The 14,537-nt window shown below is 42.2% G+C and carries 15 protein-coding genes; 12 read left to right on the plus strand and 3 right to left on the minus strand.

The window, feature by feature from the left end:
• Positions 1–505, plus strand: a 505-nt coding sequence (locus VNZ46_RS20510) for a glycoside hydrolase domain-containing protein (protein ID WP_325562101.1), incomplete at its 5' end; no start/stop codon positions are given.
• 192 nt (positions 506–697) lie between these two features.
• Here VNZ46_RS20510 and VNZ46_RS20515 read toward each other — a convergent pair.
• Genes VNZ46_RS20515 through VNZ46_RS20525 form a run of 3 tightly spaced genes read right to left on the minus strand, consistent with a single transcriptional unit; the run spans position 698 to position 3,361 of the window.
• A complete protein-coding gene (locus VNZ46_RS20515) occupies positions 698–1,516 on the minus strand; it encodes a heme ABC transporter ATP-binding protein (protein WP_414693517.1) in 819 nt (272 codons plus the stop codon).
• Positions 1,494–2,540 carry an iron ABC transporter permease gene (locus VNZ46_RS20520; RefSeq protein ID WP_325562105.1) on the minus strand — a complete coding sequence of 349 codons (1,047 nt, stop codon included), beginning with the start codon at positions 2,538–2,540 and terminating at the stop codon, positions 1,494–1,496. The genes VNZ46_RS20515 and VNZ46_RS20520 overlap by 23 nt, the downstream gene beginning before the upstream one ends.
• Positions 2,534–3,361, minus strand: coding sequence for a helical backbone metal receptor (locus VNZ46_RS20525; protein WP_325562107.1), 828 nt, complete (start codon positions 3,359–3,361; stop codon positions 2,534–2,536). The genes VNZ46_RS20520 and VNZ46_RS20525 overlap by 7 nt, the downstream gene beginning before the upstream one ends.
• Positions 3,362–3,705: 344 nt before the next feature.
• Between VNZ46_RS20525 and VNZ46_RS20530 the strand changes: the two genes are divergently transcribed.
• The 11 genes from VNZ46_RS20530 to VNZ46_RS20580 form a co-directional block, all read left to right on the plus strand.
• On the plus strand, positions 3,706–6,099 hold the full coding sequence (locus VNZ46_RS20530) for a TonB-dependent receptor (RefSeq protein WP_325562109.1): 2,394 nt from the start codon (positions 3,706–3,708) through the stop codon (positions 6,097–6,099).
• Positions 6,096–6,785 carry an HmuY family protein gene (locus tag VNZ46_RS20535; RefSeq protein WP_325562111.1) on the plus strand — a complete coding sequence of 230 codons (690 nt, stop codon included), beginning with the start codon at positions 6,096–6,098 and terminating at the stop codon, positions 6,783–6,785. Before VNZ46_RS20530 ends, VNZ46_RS20535 begins: the two co-directional genes overlap by 4 nt.
• 11 nt (positions 6,786–6,796) lie before the next feature.
• Positions 6,797–7,591, plus strand: a complete 795-nt coding sequence (locus tag VNZ46_RS20540; protein WP_325562113.1) for an HmuY family protein — start codon at positions 6,797–6,799, stop codon at positions 7,589–7,591.
• Positions 7,592–7,756: 165 nt separating this feature from the next.
• Entirely contained in the window at positions 7,757–8,473 is a 717-nt protein-coding gene (locus VNZ46_RS20545) for a hypothetical protein (protein WP_325562114.1), read from the plus strand.
• Positions 8,474–8,567: 94 nt separating this feature from the next.
• Positions 8,568–9,314 (plus strand): hypothetical protein, encoded by a 747-nt coding sequence (locus VNZ46_RS20550; RefSeq protein WP_325562116.1) that lies wholly within the window; start codon positions 8,568–8,570, stop codon positions 9,312–9,314.
• Positions 9,315–9,325: 11 nt separating this feature from the next.
• Positions 9,326–10,294: a hypothetical protein gene (locus tag VNZ46_RS20555; RefSeq protein ID WP_325562118.1), complete on the plus strand. Its 969-nt coding sequence runs from the start codon at positions 9,326–9,328 to the stop codon at positions 10,292–10,294.
• A 48-nt stretch (positions 10,295–10,342) separates the two neighbouring features.
• The gene (locus VNZ46_RS20560) at positions 10,343–10,900 is read left to right on the plus strand and encodes a biliverdin-producing heme oxygenase (protein WP_325562120.1); all 558 of its coding nucleotides are present in this window, start codon (positions 10,343–10,345) and stop codon (positions 10,898–10,900) included.
• Positions 10,901–10,906: 6 nt separating this feature from the next.
• Positions 10,907–12,436 carry a S41 family peptidase gene (locus tag VNZ46_RS20565; protein WP_325562122.1) on the plus strand — a complete coding sequence of 510 codons (1,530 nt, stop codon included), beginning with the start codon at positions 10,907–10,909 and terminating at the stop codon, positions 12,434–12,436.
• 1 nt (position 12,437) lies between these two features.
• A complete protein-coding gene (locus VNZ46_RS20570) occupies positions 12,438–12,758 on the plus strand; it encodes a DUF6686 family protein (RefSeq protein ID WP_325562123.1) in 321 nt (106 codons plus the stop codon).
• 8 nt (positions 12,759–12,766) lie between these two features.
• Complete coding sequence (locus VNZ46_RS20575) at positions 12,767–13,753, plus strand: AraC family transcriptional regulator (RefSeq protein ID WP_325562124.1); 987 nt, start codon at positions 12,767–12,769, stop codon at positions 13,751–13,753.
• Between the two features lie 82 nt (positions 13,754–13,835).
• Positions 13,836–14,537, plus strand: a 702-nt coding sequence (locus tag VNZ46_RS20580; protein ID WP_325562125.1) for a DNA polymerase ligase N-terminal domain-containing protein, incomplete at its 3' end; no start/stop codon positions are given.

Here is a 14,537-nt window from a genome sequence, read left to right on the forward strand (position 1 = left end):
GTTTGGAGAATATTTCGACTATCAAAAAAACAATCCTGATTTCTTTTTAACCGAAGTCAGCGGAATTCCTTTTGGTCTGATGGGAGAGATGCTTCAGGATGATGGAAATCCATGGAGGGGAATGATCTATGGGATGACCAGCAGGCTGGGATGGTCTGAGGGAAGTGATCCTAAACCACTTTGGAAAGCCTGGAGTGATTTTGGTTTGAAGGGATCTGAGATGATTGGCTACTGGAGCGACAATTGTCCGGTAAAGACGGGGGAGTCTGGTGTACTGGCGACTGTTTATAAAAATAAAGGGAAGTCTATGATTGCCCTGGCTAGCTGGGCAGACAGGGATCTGGAGGTAAACTTACAGGTAGACTGGGCCAAGCTTGGAATTGATCCGGCAAAGGTTAAACTCCGTGCTCCGGAAATTGATAAATTCCAGCATGCTGCAAGTTACATTTCAGGACAGCCGGTAAAGATTGAAAAAGGAAAAGGTCTGCTGCTGATCGCAGAATAATTGACTGGTATTTTGCTCGTTGTAAAGCCTTATAAGAAGAAATTCTTATAAGGCTTTATTTAATCACCCAATAGCCGAGAATAAGCCATATAAGCCCTTTCAAAAGAAAGAAGAGAAAGCCCCATAAACCTATTTTTTTTATCCATTTGAATAGAGGGTGTCTTTTTTCCCGGGAGGAGGTTTCATTTGTTGTCATGGTATAGAATTAAGGTGTACATCTTTGGGAATAAAAAAGTGTTTGAGCGTCCGTGGATTGGTATATACATCTGAATCTATTTCGAAGATCTCGTAAAGATTCTTGGCTGTTAAAACTTCAGCAGCACTTCCGTCGTACCATTTTCTGCCATTTTTAAGCATGAGGATCCGGTCTGCATATTGTGCGGCCAGATTGATGTCGTGCAGCACACTGATGACCATGAATCCCTTTTTGGCGAGGTCTTTTGCAATGGCAAGCGTTTGTTGCTGATATTGAATGTCTAAGCTTGCTACAGGTTCATCCATGAGCAGAAGGGCGTTCGGGATATCCCATACCTGGGCAAGTACACGTGCCAGTTGCACCCTTTGTTGTTCTCCTCCGGAAAGTGTTGGATAAGATCGATCCGCCATATCGGAAATGCCTGTGAGATGGGTAACTTCTTCAACAATCTGAAGGTCTTTCTCTGCAGGGTGATTTTTATAATGCGGATAACGGCCCATCATCACAATTTCTGCTACTGAAAAAGGCAGGCTGACAATGTTTTGCTGGTTCATTACTGCCCTCAACATGGCCAGTTCTTTAGTAGAATAACTGCTGATCCTTTTACCTTTTAGCTGAATGGTTCCTTTCAGCGGTTTCAGCTCTCCACTCAGGTTTCGAAGTAAAGTTGATTTTCCAGCACCGTTGGCTCCCAGTATGACCAGCAGCTCTCCCGGGCGGACACTGAAAGAAATGTCTTTTAGTAAGGTTCTTCTGCCAATTTGGTAGGTTATGGTTTCTGCAGTCAGCATTTTATAAGGTGAGTTTCTTTTTATCTTTAATTAATATGTACAGAAACAAAGGTGTACCCAACAGTGCCGTAATTACTCCAATTGGAAGTTCTGCGGGAGCAATCAGTGTTCTGCACAATACATCTGCAAGGGTTAACATCAATGCGCCCAGTAGTGCTGATGCGGGCAATACATGTTTATGATCAACGCCGATGACAAGCCTTATCGTATGCGGAACGAGTAAACCGACAAATCCAATGATGCCTGAAACGGCGACAGAGGCACCCACTGCCATCGTAGCCAGGATCACAATGCCGCGTTTTACAGAATTGACTTTTAAACCGAGCTGACTGGCCTGAACCTCACCCAGGGCAAAGGTATTGAGTGCTTTGCCCATGCGGGGTAAAAGCAAAAGAGGAAGGAGGATAAAGGGTAAGATGGATACGACTGTTTCCCAGGTCGCGCCCGCCAGACTACCCAGCATCCAGAATGTAATGTTCCTCAATTGCTGGTCATCTGCAGCGAAAGTAATCAATCCTGTGAGTGCACCAGCCAGCGCATTGATGGCAATACCTGCCAGAAGCATGGTGGCCACATTTGATTTTCCCTCTGTTCTTGAAATTTGATAAACAAGAAGTGCTGCAAGGCCTGCACCTGCAAAAGCACCAAAAGCGAGCAGGTAATAACCCAGTAAATTGCTGAGCCCTGCAAACAGGGAAATTTCCATAACGATAATGATGACAGCCATAAGGGATGCACCTGCAGATATACCAATCAAACTGGGTTCAGCAAGCGGGTTTCTGAAAATCCCCTGGATGGCTGTACCTGAAATTCCAAGGGCTGCACCCACCAGCAAACCCAAGAGTACTCTGGGAATACGGACAATATGAATTACACCTTCAAATCTTGCAGAGACGGTATGCTGCGTAAATAAGCCCGCTTTCTGACCAATGATCAGGAAAACTTCCTTTACCGGGATCTTTACTGCTCCAAGACTCATGGAAAAAGCAGCTGCAATAAAAAGTGCTGCAACCAGGAAAATATATAAGAACAGTCTTTTTCTTACCATTTGCTGTTTAACTGGGTAATGGCCTGAGCTAAACGGGAGGAAAAATTGACCAGCAATTCTCCATCCATTTCTACAATTCGCTTGTTTTTTCCTGCATTGGTCAAACCTACCCCTGGCATCTTCAGGATGCTGTTCATGCCTCCTAAACTTTTATATCCGAAGTCAAAAAGGAGGATAAGATCTGGATTTGCATTGATCAGTGCCTCTGTCGTATAAGGTTTGAATTTAGAAAGGCCTTGTGCTGCATTTCTGCCACCAGCCAGTCTGATGATTGCATCCATACTGGTGTCCTTTCCGGCAACCATCATTACGCCCGTGCCCCGGGCATATATGAACAGTACCTTTGGTTTTTTTGGATTTTTCTTTACCATGTCTAATGCTTTGTTCAGGTTCTGTTCTGTTTGTGCAGCTAATTCTTCTCCTTTAGTTTGGGCCCCGATCGCAGAGGAAACCTGACGTATGAATTTTGTTGCTCCTTTAGCAGAATATTCCTGGACTATAGTGATCACGTTGATTCCTGCAGATTTTAATTGAAATTCAGTTGCCTTGTTGATGGCACCTTCGGGGGCAAGAATAAGGTCTGGGGAAAAGGAAAGCAAGGATTCGGCAGAAACACTTCTGGTTTGGCTTACCCTTGGTAATCTATTGATATAAGCAGGATAGGTGCTGGTCACATCCACGGCTGCAATTTTTGCGCCTGAGCCCAATGCATCAACCGTTTCAGTAAGTGCCCCACTTAAAGTGATGATCCGTTTTGGAGGCTGAGCTATGGCCGGAATTCCAAGAGTCATCAGGAAAAACAGAAGAGAAATTTTAGTCATTTTAAGAGATTTTACAATGAATTCATATGCAAAGGAAGTCTTAATTAAAATGATTCCAAATAATTTTTGAAGCATTATCGTGATCGGTATAACTGTTGAAAAATCTGATATAGAGCGGTTTTTTATCATTGTTTTTATGTTTAATTAGCTTGTTTACAGTTGTTTAATTTGTTTTCTGTTTCCAGGATTTTTTTGTTTTAGCTTCTGTTTTACACTCGATTAATCCCGAATCCGTTAATGTAATCCCGAAATAGTTAAAAAAAATCCCGCTGGCGTTGCTTGATTATTGACAAATGTAATCATATTTGTAGTCTTATTTAGACTGATTAAAAATAACTGTATTAATGCTTAGTTTCATCCCTATAAATTATCGATTGTTGTTGTTGTTTGCTTTTGTGTCACATCCACTCTGTGCCGCGGAAGTGAAGGGCAAACTCAGCGGGATCATTATTAATGAGGCGGGAGTTCCTTTGCAGGGTATTGCTGTTACGGTAGACCCTGATCATAAACGGGCGCTTAGTGATGCGAAAGGAAAGTTTACCCTGGAGCATTTATATGCGGGTACCTATACACTTACGGTGACTGCAATCGGATATGAAGGCCACAGAGAGGAAATAGAAGTCGAAGCCGGAAAAAATAAATCAGTAACGATCAAGTTAAAGGCGGGCAATAAGGCACTGGACGAAGTGGAGATTGCAGGGGTACATCATAATCCGGATAATTTAATTGACATGATGAAGACAGCCATGCCGAGTCAGATCATTACCCGGAAAGAAATAGAAATGATGGGCAGCAGAAGACTGGACGAAGTGCTTAAAGAACAGACTGGTCTGGCCATTGTAAGTGATATTGGTTCAGGAAGCAGGGCTGTTGGCCTACAGATGCAGGGTTTTGACAGTGGTTATACCATGATTATGATTGACGGGCAGCCTATGGTTGGCCGGAATAACGGAAATTTCGATCTGTCCAGAATTACCGTATCAAATATTGAAAAAATAGAGATCATTAAAGGGGCTTCTTCCTGTTTGTTTGGTAGTGAGGCCCTTGCCGGGGTCATTAATATTGTTACCCGTAAAAATATTACCGAGCCTCAGGGAATGGCGGCTTTACGCTATGGTAGTTTTAATATGATCGACGCAACACTGGAAGGGGAGACGCCCTTTGCTGGTAAAAGAGGTTCTGCTTATTTTTCTGGTAATTATTACCGGACCGACGGTTTTAATTCTAATCCCTACCTGAAAGAAGGTAAAACGGCACCTCCTTTTGATAGCTATGCTTTACAGGGCCGCGGCCGGTATCTGCTGACAGATAAAAGCAGTTTAAATTTTAACGGACGTTATGTTGCCAGACATTCGGTAAATGAAGTTTCCTATGGTGTAATGCCGAGCAAGGATGTGCTTGACGAGTATGACCTGAATGGTTCAGTTGCGCTCCATACGAACTTTAATGACGGTACAAAACTAAAAACTCAATATTATCTTACCCGTTACCAGACCAATCAGAGCATTACAGACTTGAACAGTGGAAGTTTGATTCCTGGTAATCAGTTTGAACAATATCTGCACCGTTTCGAAGTGCAGGGTGCCCGGGTATTATCGCCTGGTATAGAACTGACTGCGGGGGCGGGTGGCGCTTACGAATTGTTAGACAATAATGCGTATCGGGGTTCGAAGAGTATGGCCAATTACTTTACTTATGGCCAGGTAGACTGGAAACTGTCCGGGAGGCTTTCATTTATTGGAGGAGCCCGTTATGATGATCATGATAAATATGGTGCAAAGTTAAATCCAAGTGCAGGGTTGCGTTATCAGGCGATGAAGAACCTGGTGCTGAAAGCCGCAGTAGGTACAGGCTTTAAAACACCTAATTTCCAGCAGCTCTATCTGGTATTCACCAATGTTCAGACAGGTTATACTGTGCTTGGTGCCGAAGAATTCTGGCGGGAGATTCAGATTCTTAAAGATGCAGGACAGATAACCAATGTTTTTCCTATTGCCAGGCAGATCGGAAATCTGAAGCCGGAGCGTTCGGTTTCTTATAGCGGAGGTTTTACGTATTCTCCTTTGGGTTCAGTTAAACTGGATGTGAATGTGTTTTACAATGACCTCAGAAATTTTATCAATTCTGAACAGGTGGCCCTGAAAGCAAACGGCCAGCAGGTGTATTCCTATATGAATATTGCCAGGGCCTATATGGCGGGTACAGAGATCGGATTAAACTGGACCCTCAGTAAATCTTTGAACATATCGGCTGGTTATCAGCTGTTGTATGCAGTAGATAAAGGAGTGGTTGACTCCATTAAAGCGGGTACGGGACCTTATGCCCTGGTCTATGATCCGGCTTTGTATGATATGAGAAGATCTACCCGGAAGGATTACATAGGAATGAACAACAGATCCAGGCATATGGCCAATATTAAATTCACTTTCGCTGAAGAGAAAACGGGCTGGTCAGGATCTTTCAGAGTGAATTACAGGAGTAAATACGGATTTATGGAAGCCAACAGGGCAAATAATTTTCTGGACCCGTATGATACTTTCGTCCGCTCATTCTTCCTGCTGAGCGGAGCTGTACAGAAAACGCTTTATCAAAAACATCTTCAGTTGCAGGTTTCGGTAGATAATATCATGGACTACAAAGATCAGCTGATGCCAGCGCAACAGGGCAGGGCAATTGTACTGGGGCTGAGCTGGAGGTTTTTTAAAAATATAACAGATAAATCACTAGACAGGTCATGAGAAATACAACGCTGATAGCTGCAATAATGGTGCTGGGTAGCATTTTTACTGCCTGCACTAAAAAAGAAGACCGGCCAGATCTGGAGGATGGAAAGAGTACTGTAATCAATGACCTGGAAGGTGATATCGGTGCATCTATGGCAGATGGAATTGATGGAAAGGTGAAACGGCCTTTTAAAGACTGGTATTTTAATTTTAAAAGGAAGGAGAAAATAACCGATACGGTGGAAAATGCGAGAACGCTGAAATGGGACATTGGTTTTACAGGGGTCTATAATTCTATGGTGGTGATCAACAGTGGAACGGACAGGAAAAGCCCTGGATATGGGGGGCCTGGAAAAGGGATGATCGTGTCTGTAAACTTACCTTATAAACTGGTAGAAGAAGCTCCTTCTGCAGAAGAGATGAAAAGAAACAACCTCAGTTTTGTGGGTTGGGATAAATATCCACAGCCTTATAATGCAGGCTGGTACTTCTACGATCTGAAGACGCATATTTCCATCCCGGTAAAGAACAGAACCTTCATATTGCTCACTGCAGAAGGCAAATACGCTAAACTGGAATTGCTGAATATTTACAAGGGAAATCCGGCAGTAGTCTCTGACCTGCACTGGCCGGCCCCCTATTTTACCTTCCGGTATTTTGTACAGGAAGATGGCAGCAGAAATTTAAAAACGAACGAATAATCTGATCATATATGAAATTGAAAACAAACAAATTAGTATACCTGACACTTGGGCTCCCTTTACTGATCTTGAGTTGCTCAAAAGGGAGTGAGGCTGCACCGGAAGAAAAACCGGGAAAAGAGGAGCCCGCTAAAGAAGTGACGACAGGTGTTTATACGGTTGTTAATGTTAGCCTGGATACGGCTACCAATGGAAACAGTACAGCAAAGACATTCTATTATAGCCTGGAGACCAACAGAATTGTTCCTGAAGCTGAGCGGCAAACGGCGAACTGGGATATTGCTTTTCTGGGCACTTATAACAGTAGTTTATCTGCAAATAATGGTTCTGCACAGTATTCTGTTGGTTACGGTGGGCCTGGTAAGGGTGGATTGTATCTGGTTCAAAATGAGGTGATAGATGCACAATATTATGACAAGACCAATAAGAAAATCAAAAGCATTCCGCCAAGAAGTCTTTTTGATCAGGCTTTTAATGCTGTGACTACAGCAGTGAGCGATGACCAGTATTTAACCAATGGTTTTGTACAACTGGATCATTTCCAGGGAAGTGAAGACGGTTGGGCCTGGTATGATTTCTATGGCGAATTGTTTCCTGATGCACCTGGCGATACCAAACAACATGTTGCTTATGCGCTGCCTCGTCCAATATTGGTTCGTACAGCAAAAGGAAATTATGCCAAAGTAGTGATTTACAGTTTGTACAAAGATGCTCCGGAAAATCCGACCAGGAGTAATAAGCCGGGTTTTATCAATTTTAAATTTGCCATTCAGAAAAATGGTTCAAAGGACCTTAACATCAAATAAAGGTTCCCATAAATCGTGTTCAATTAAATAATTATATCATCCTACAAACAACAAATGCAGAAAATAAATGATACTACAGCTCACCTCAATCGCAAATCAGCGGTGGCATAGGCTTATCTATTTCCTGCACTAAACAAATTTTATTTACCAGCCAATTTGCTGACAATGAGCAAAGGTGGCGAAAATCCATTAAAAATGAAAAATTTTAACATCAAAACCCTGGCAATTGCCGTTGTGACATTAAGTGTCCTTGCTTCATGTAAAAAAGAAAATTCTACTGCACCAGCTGATACAAAGCTTAGTACAGCTAATGGTCTTGCCGTTTCGCCTGTTACCAGTACACCAACTGCTTTTACAGAGGCTACTACAAAAGGAACGATAGCTTTGGTATCGGGCGTATATAATGTGCGTAATTTCCACCAGGGAACCGTTGCTGATTTAACGGATACGACGAAATGGGCTTCAAAAGCCAGTACTTATTATTATAGCATTGTGAACAGCGATGGAGGAAATTCAAGTACTTATGATTTTAAATTCCAGGGTTCAGCAACCGGTGATTTTGTAGTGAACAGTGCCAAGTTTGATCTTTATTATGCTGATGTGGCCTTTGGATCCGTTAGCGGATCTACGTCAAAAACCGCATTAACCGGCGGAGTGATCGGATACAACACCGGAACTACAATTGGATGGTACAATTATGTGATCAGTAATCACCAAGTTACTGCTGTGCCTAACCGTACCATTATATTGATTTCAAAAACAACAGGCGGTGCAAATTATAAAGTAAGGATCAACAGCATTTACTACAACGCTACGCCCGCAGGCACACCGTATGCGACCAATTATCCTTTCTACAGTCTTGACTACCAAAGATTGTTGTAAGCATTCTATAAATACATAATTATTTGATTGAACAGCATCAACTGCCGGGAATTAACATTTCCGGCAGTTATGAATACTATAAATGTCAATATAAATGAAATTTAAACAATTACTAAAAATCGCATTCAGCCTGGTTATAAGTATTCTGGTAGTCTCTTGTAAAAAAACGGAAACGATTGAACCGCCGGCTCAGGCGCAAAACAGGATCCTGTCTTACCAGGTTACAAATGTATCGGGAGATCCGCTGGTAGGGGTGGTGAATGATACGGAAAAAACCATTAAACTGTATTTGCCCTATTATTTGTATTTAACTGTACTGCAGCCTGCAATTAAGGTCTCCGAAGGGGCCAGTATTAATCCGGCAAGTGGCGTACTTGTAGAGAATTTACTGGATGTTTTTGATCAGGGAAAAACGGTAGAATATACTGTAACAGGAAAGGATGGCAGCAAGGCAACCTATAAACTGATCATTGAAGTTCAGCAAGGTGATTTCAAACTGGAGGAGATCAGTGCCAGTGCAACCGATCTGACTGAACTCACCTTTGATCATAAATTTAAAAATGATTATCTGACCGTCAACTGGTCAGGAGATATTCCTTCAGGGAATGCAGAACTTGACCGGCAGCTCCTGAAAATTACCTTGACGGATCAGAACCAAAAAACGTATGTTATTGATAACAATCGTGGTGCAAAATTATCGGCCACTGCGCTCCGCCTGGATTACCTGCTTTCCTATACCTCTGTTCCAGGCCTGGAATCTGGAATTTATACTGTAAAAGTTAGATTCTATGGTAAAACGGCTAGTTTAAAATATCCTGTTAAGATTACTGTATTGCCCTAATTATGTCTGAAATGAAACGAATAACAACCATAGCGCTCCCGGTCATGTTAACAGCAGGCCTGTTCTGGTCATCCTGTAAGAAAACTACCCATGAAATAGACTATCCTTTTGCAGATATCAAGTCATTCACCGTGCCAGATGGTAACGGAAATAAACTAAGTGTAGCGGTAGATCAACAAACCCTGACGCTGTACTGGCCTGGAAATACCAGCGTCCCTGATTCTATATCACCTGTAATAGAAGTTTCGGAACGGGCCAGGATTTCTCCTGCATCAGGCAAAAAAGTAGCGCTTAAAGACGGCCTGAGTTATACGGTAACTGCACAGAACGGGACTTCATTGGTGTACAAACTAAAGGTAGTCAACAATCAGGCCCCACCTCAACTGAACGATGAAAGCCCATTAACTACTCATCAATACGACCAGATCAACTTAAATGGGAAAGTAAACTACCTTATTCCCGATCTGGAAAAAACAAAAGCTTATCTGGTGGATGGAAGTGGTCAGGAAATAAGGCTGATGATTGTTGACCTTGGAAGAACAGCGTTAAACCTTTTTGTAGATACCTACGATCAAACTCGTCTTCCCGGTCCAGGTAAATACAAACTAAAAATTGTGACTGGCGGTAAGTCTATCACCAGTAAAACAGATTTTATTACGATTGATAAAGTAGATTTTGCACCTCCATATATCTTCAATGCCAGTGCCCAGCCGATAAGAGCCAAAAGAGGTACGAGAGTTACTTTACCATTCCGTAATCTTTCCGGCAATACGATTACCCTGATTTCTTTGGATGGTGCTAATCTATTAGACATTGTCAGTGTTTCAGCCGATGGCCAGGGGCTCCTGGTTGATATACCAACAGAACATTCTACAGGCGAGTTTTATCTGCCTTTAGTTTATTATGATCATACTGCAACGGGTACAAGCGGTGCGGTTTATTCTCCAAGATCAATTTCTCCCATTATCATTACAGAATAATAATTTATATCAATCCCAGTTTAGTCTATAAACAATAAATTAAAAGATATGCTAAGTACAACCATCAAGGAAGCGACAAAAGAATCGCATTTAAGTTTAGAAAAACAAGTCGTACAAAAACTAAAGGCCATCAGGAGCAACGAAGATTATGCTGATTTCCTGAATCACTTTTATACCTATTTCAGCCAGGTAGAGCAAGCCATTGCACCTTATATTACGGAAGAGTTGCTGCCGGATTACAAAGACAGGCGAAATTCTTCTTACCTGAAAAGGGATATAGAAGAACTTGGTGGTCAGATCAATGGTCCTGTAACGATAAACCTTCCGGAAATTACAAATCATTTACAGGCTCTTGGCGCTTTATATGTGATGGAAGGTTCTATCATGGGTGGAAGCATCATTGTGAAAATGCTCGAAAAAGGTGGAATTACTAAAGGTGTATCTTTTTTCTCTGGTTATGGAGAAGCAACTGGTCAAAAATGGGGGAGTTTTGTAGCGGTTTTAAATGAGCAGGCCACAACTGCAGAGCAGGAAAAACTGGCCGTTCATGCAGCTAATGAAACTTTTAGCCGCTTTGCAGAAGTTTTTGAGGAAGTCAGGATTTAAAGGAAGATGGTGAAGGCTCGGCATAAAGGTCTCTTTTTATTGCTTCTTACAGGGGTATTTGCCTGTAAGAAGACTTCTGTTATAGAAACTGAACTTCCGGTTTCACCAACAACAGGTAACAGAACGGCCTTTACGCTCGACTCCATTTACTTATATGCCAGACAAACCTATTTATGGAATGATGCTTTGCCCGATTACTCCATATTTAATCCACGGCGGTTTACAAATGCGGCAACGGACCTTGAGAATTTCAAAGCGGCTTTATACGCAATTAGTCAGTATAAGATCAATGATGCAACTGGTTTTCCATTTGAAAAAGGTGCTTTGCCAGGTGTACCCAAATATTCTTTTATTAACCCGTATACAGGGAACAGAGGCTTTGTTGCAAGCCTGGATACAGAGGGGAATGGTGATGATTTCGGGCTGGAGTTCGCTTCGTTTGGAGCGGAATTCTATGTGAGACTGGTGTATCCCAATTCTCCAGCCGATATGGCTGGTGTAAAAAGAGGAGATGAGGTGAGATTTGTGAATGGAACATTGGCTTCTTCTGCAACATTACTCCATGGTTTGGATGGAGCTTCTTTGACGCTGGACCTGCTCAGGCAAAGGGAAATACCTTTAATAGTTAAGCTTCAAAAGGCTTCTTACCATAGTGATCCGGTTTTAGAAGCACAAATACTTCAGGTAGAAAACAAGCCTGTTGCTTATTTTGCCTATGGGCAGTTTACGCGGCTCAGTAATTCAAAGGAGGGATTAAACAGAGTCTTTACTGATTTTGCCGGGGGGCATATAGAAACGATGGTCATAGATCTTCGTTACAACCATGGAGGCTATGTGGAAACAGCCAGGTATCTGGCCAATTTACTGGCTACAGGTGCACTGAATAATAAGGTAATGTGCACCGAACAATACAACAGTTTGATGCAACAGGGAAAAGCTACCCTTTTGAAAAACCAACTCTATTTTGATGGAAACGGACAAGCGGTCTATTTAAATGGGCGAAGGGCAACTTATGCGGATGTAGACTTTTCTACAGCAGGAAATACCTATCACTTTAGTAAGGCTGGAAGTCTGCAGACCATTCAGAATATCTATTTTTTAATTGGCAATGAAACGGCCTCCGCAAGTGAAATGCTGATCAATATTTTAAAACCTTATTTTAAAGTCAGACTGATCGGTAGTCAGACCTATGGAAAGCCAGTTGGTTTTTTTGGCATCAGAATAGATCAGTACAACCTGTTTACAGCAGGCTTTCTGATCAAAAATGCACAGGGAAACAGTGATTATTTTGATGGCTTTATTCCTGACGTTACTGCGGAGGATGACGTGAGGTATAACTTCGGAGACCAGCAGGAATCCTGCCTGCGGGCCGCTTTACAGGATATCGGAGAAACAGAATCGGGGCTGAGCAGCCGGCAAATCCGTGTTGTTGAACAAAAATATGAATTAAGGTCTGGCGGACAAAGACTGTCTGGTCATAGTCCCTCTTTTTCCGGTATGCTCAAACAGGAAATGAAACTTATAAAAACAGAATGATATGTGTAAGACAAGGGTATTAAGCACCAGGGGAAACACGGTACTGAGCAGCTGCACTGGCTGTGGTGTATATTACTTATGGCATAATAATTTATTGCTGAATTTTACAGAAGAGGCTTTTCTCTTGTTTAGAGAAGTTGTGAACAGCTTGCCTTTTGAAGACAACAGCTTGCCCTTTCCTAATGGAGAAGAGCGCATTGTGTTGAATACGCCCAATCATGACATCTGCTTCGCTTTTGCCGAAGACGAGTTTGAAGAATTTAAAATTGCGATAGATGAGGCTATTTATATGAATGAAGTTTATCAGCTGATGCGCAAATAAAATTAAAGATGAAGATCAAATCGAAAATAGAAGGATCAGATGAATGGCTTTTTATAGAAGAAATTCCGGAACTCTACGTGGCTCATACGCCTTTGTCCGAGAAACAGGTTAATATTAAAAGCCTGCCAGCAGAAAAGCTGGTTAACTATCAGCTCAGTGCCGGTGGTTTATTCCTGGTCCATTCTACCATGCAGTTTAATGAACACGTTAAGATCATTTCTGAAGTAGAGGGTGAAGCCATTACTTCCCAGTTTATTTTTTACGGATCTTATTCATCTATGGAAAAAAATGCCCCCAAAAACAACAGAAGAACGGGCAGCCGGCACAACATCCGATATATTCCCTCTTTAAAGGGGAAGTATCCAGTGATGCCTGAACTGGAGTATAAATATTTTTTGCTGGTGATGTCCAAACAATATTATTTTCATTTGATAGATCAGCACTCCCTGTTGCATTCTGAGTTTGTAAAGGAAATCCTTAAAGGAAAATACAGTTCTTTTGCTGCCAAAGACCTCTCTGTTACATCGGAAATGAAGAGGGTGATCAATGATATTTGTGAATGTAAAAGAACAGGCGAGTTGAAAAGACTGCATACGGAGGCCAAGATACTGGAACTGCTGATGCTGCAGCTCGAACAGATGCAATCGGGAACAGAAGTGGACAAATACCTGATCAAGCAGGATGACCTCAAAAAAATTGAACGTGCCCGGGATATCCTGGATGCTACCTACCAATATCCGCCAACCATCATTGAGTTGTCCAAACAGGTTACGCTGAATGAATTTAAGTTAAAAAAAGGTTTTAAAGAGTATTATGGAACGACCATTTATGGTTATGTGACCCGTTTAAGAATGGAGGAAGCAAGGAGGTTGATCCTGGAGGAACGGAAAAGTATAGGCCAGGTGGCGGCGGCGGTTGGATTTAACCATCAGAGCCATTTAACAGAAGCTTTTAAACGTTACTTCGGAATTTTGCCTAGTGAAGTAATGGTTTAAGGGCTTAATAACCTGCTTTTTATTAAATTCTAAACCATATCATTTTTTGGATTGTTAACCCTGCAGTCAAACCTACAGGGATATGAGTCTGGAAAAATATAGCGCCAAGCGCGATTTTAGTAAAACAAAAGAGCCTGAATCAGGAAAAAGTAAGGACAAGGAAAAGCTTTTATTTGTGATTCAGAAACATGATGCCAGCCGGCTTCATTATGATTTCAGGCTGGAAATGGATGGTGTACTGAAAAGCTGGGCGGTTCCCAAGGGCCCTTCTACAGACCCAAAGACCAAACGTCTGGCCATGATGGTAGAAGATCATCCCTTTGATTACCGGAATTTTGAAGGATTGATTCCAAAAGGGGAGTATGGCGGGGGAACAGTCATTGTATGGGATCAGGGTACTTACGAACCTATAGAAAAAATTAAAGGGAAAAAGGCCCGGGAGAAGTTTTTACTCCAGCAGCTGGCTGCTGGCTCGTTGAAATTTAAGCTCCACGGTGAAAAGTTACAAGGCGAATTCGCCCTGGTGAAAACCCATGGAATGGCGGAAAACAGCTGGCTGCTGATCAAGCATAATGACGATTATGCATCGGTGAAGGACATCACTAAAGAAGATAAATCCGTGATTTCCAATAAAACCATTGCCCAGGTGGAGAAGAGTAGCGATCGGGTATGGCACAGCAATCAAACGGATATAAAAGTCCAGTTAAAAAGTGCAGCCAAAATGAAATTCCCATCACCCCAAAAGCCGATGTTGGCTACTTTGGTCGATGGGCCCTTTGATGAT

Origin of the sequence: Pedobacter sp. (genome assembly GCF_035566355.1) — a bacterium.
Taxonomy (GTDB): domain Bacteria; phylum Bacteroidota; class Bacteroidia; order Sphingobacteriales; family Sphingobacteriaceae; genus Pedobacter.

What these genes read in the sequence shown, in the direction of transcription:
- VNZ46_RS20570 (WP_325562123.1), top strand. Translation starts at nt 12,438, where the DNA reads ATGTGTAAGACAAGGGTATTAAGCACCAGGGGAAACACGGTACTGAGC.
- VNZ46_RS20575 (WP_325562124.1), top strand. Translation starts at nt 12,767, where the DNA reads ATGAAGATCAAATCGAAAATAGAAGGATCAGATGAATGGCTTTTTATA.
- VNZ46_RS20525 (WP_325562107.1), bottom strand. Translation starts at nt 3,361, where the DNA reads ATGACTAAAATTTCTCTTCTGTTTTTCCTGATGACTCTTGGAATTCCG.
- VNZ46_RS20565 (WP_325562122.1), top strand. Translation starts at nt 10,907, where the DNA reads ATGGTGAAGGCTCGGCATAAAGGTCTCTTTTTATTGCTTCTTACAGGG.
- VNZ46_RS20555 (WP_325562118.1), top strand. Translation starts at nt 9,326, where the DNA reads ATGAAACGAATAACAACCATAGCGCTCCCGGTCATGTTAACAGCAGGC.
- VNZ46_RS20530 (WP_325562109.1), top strand. Translation starts at nt 3,706, where the DNA reads ATGCTTAGTTTCATCCCTATAAATTATCGATTGTTGTTGTTGTTTGCT.
- VNZ46_RS20545 (WP_325562114.1), top strand. Translation starts at nt 7,757, where the DNA reads ATGAGCAAAGGTGGCGAAAATCCATTAAAAATGAAAAATTTTAACATC.
- VNZ46_RS20560 (WP_325562120.1), top strand. Translation starts at nt 10,343, where the DNA reads ATGCTAAGTACAACCATCAAGGAAGCGACAAAAGAATCGCATTTAAGT.
- VNZ46_RS20540 (WP_325562113.1), top strand. Translation starts at nt 6,797, where the DNA reads ATGAAATTGAAAACAAACAAATTAGTATACCTGACACTTGGGCTCCCT.
- VNZ46_RS20535 (WP_325562111.1), top strand. Translation starts at nt 6,096, where the DNA reads ATGAGAAATACAACGCTGATAGCTGCAATAATGGTGCTGGGTAGCATT.
- VNZ46_RS20550 (WP_325562116.1), top strand. Translation starts at nt 8,568, where the DNA reads ATGAAATTTAAACAATTACTAAAAATCGCATTCAGCCTGGTTATAAGT.
- VNZ46_RS20520 (WP_325562105.1), bottom strand. Translation starts at nt 2,540, where the DNA reads ATGGTAAGAAAAAGACTGTTCTTATATATTTTCCTGGTTGCAGCACTT.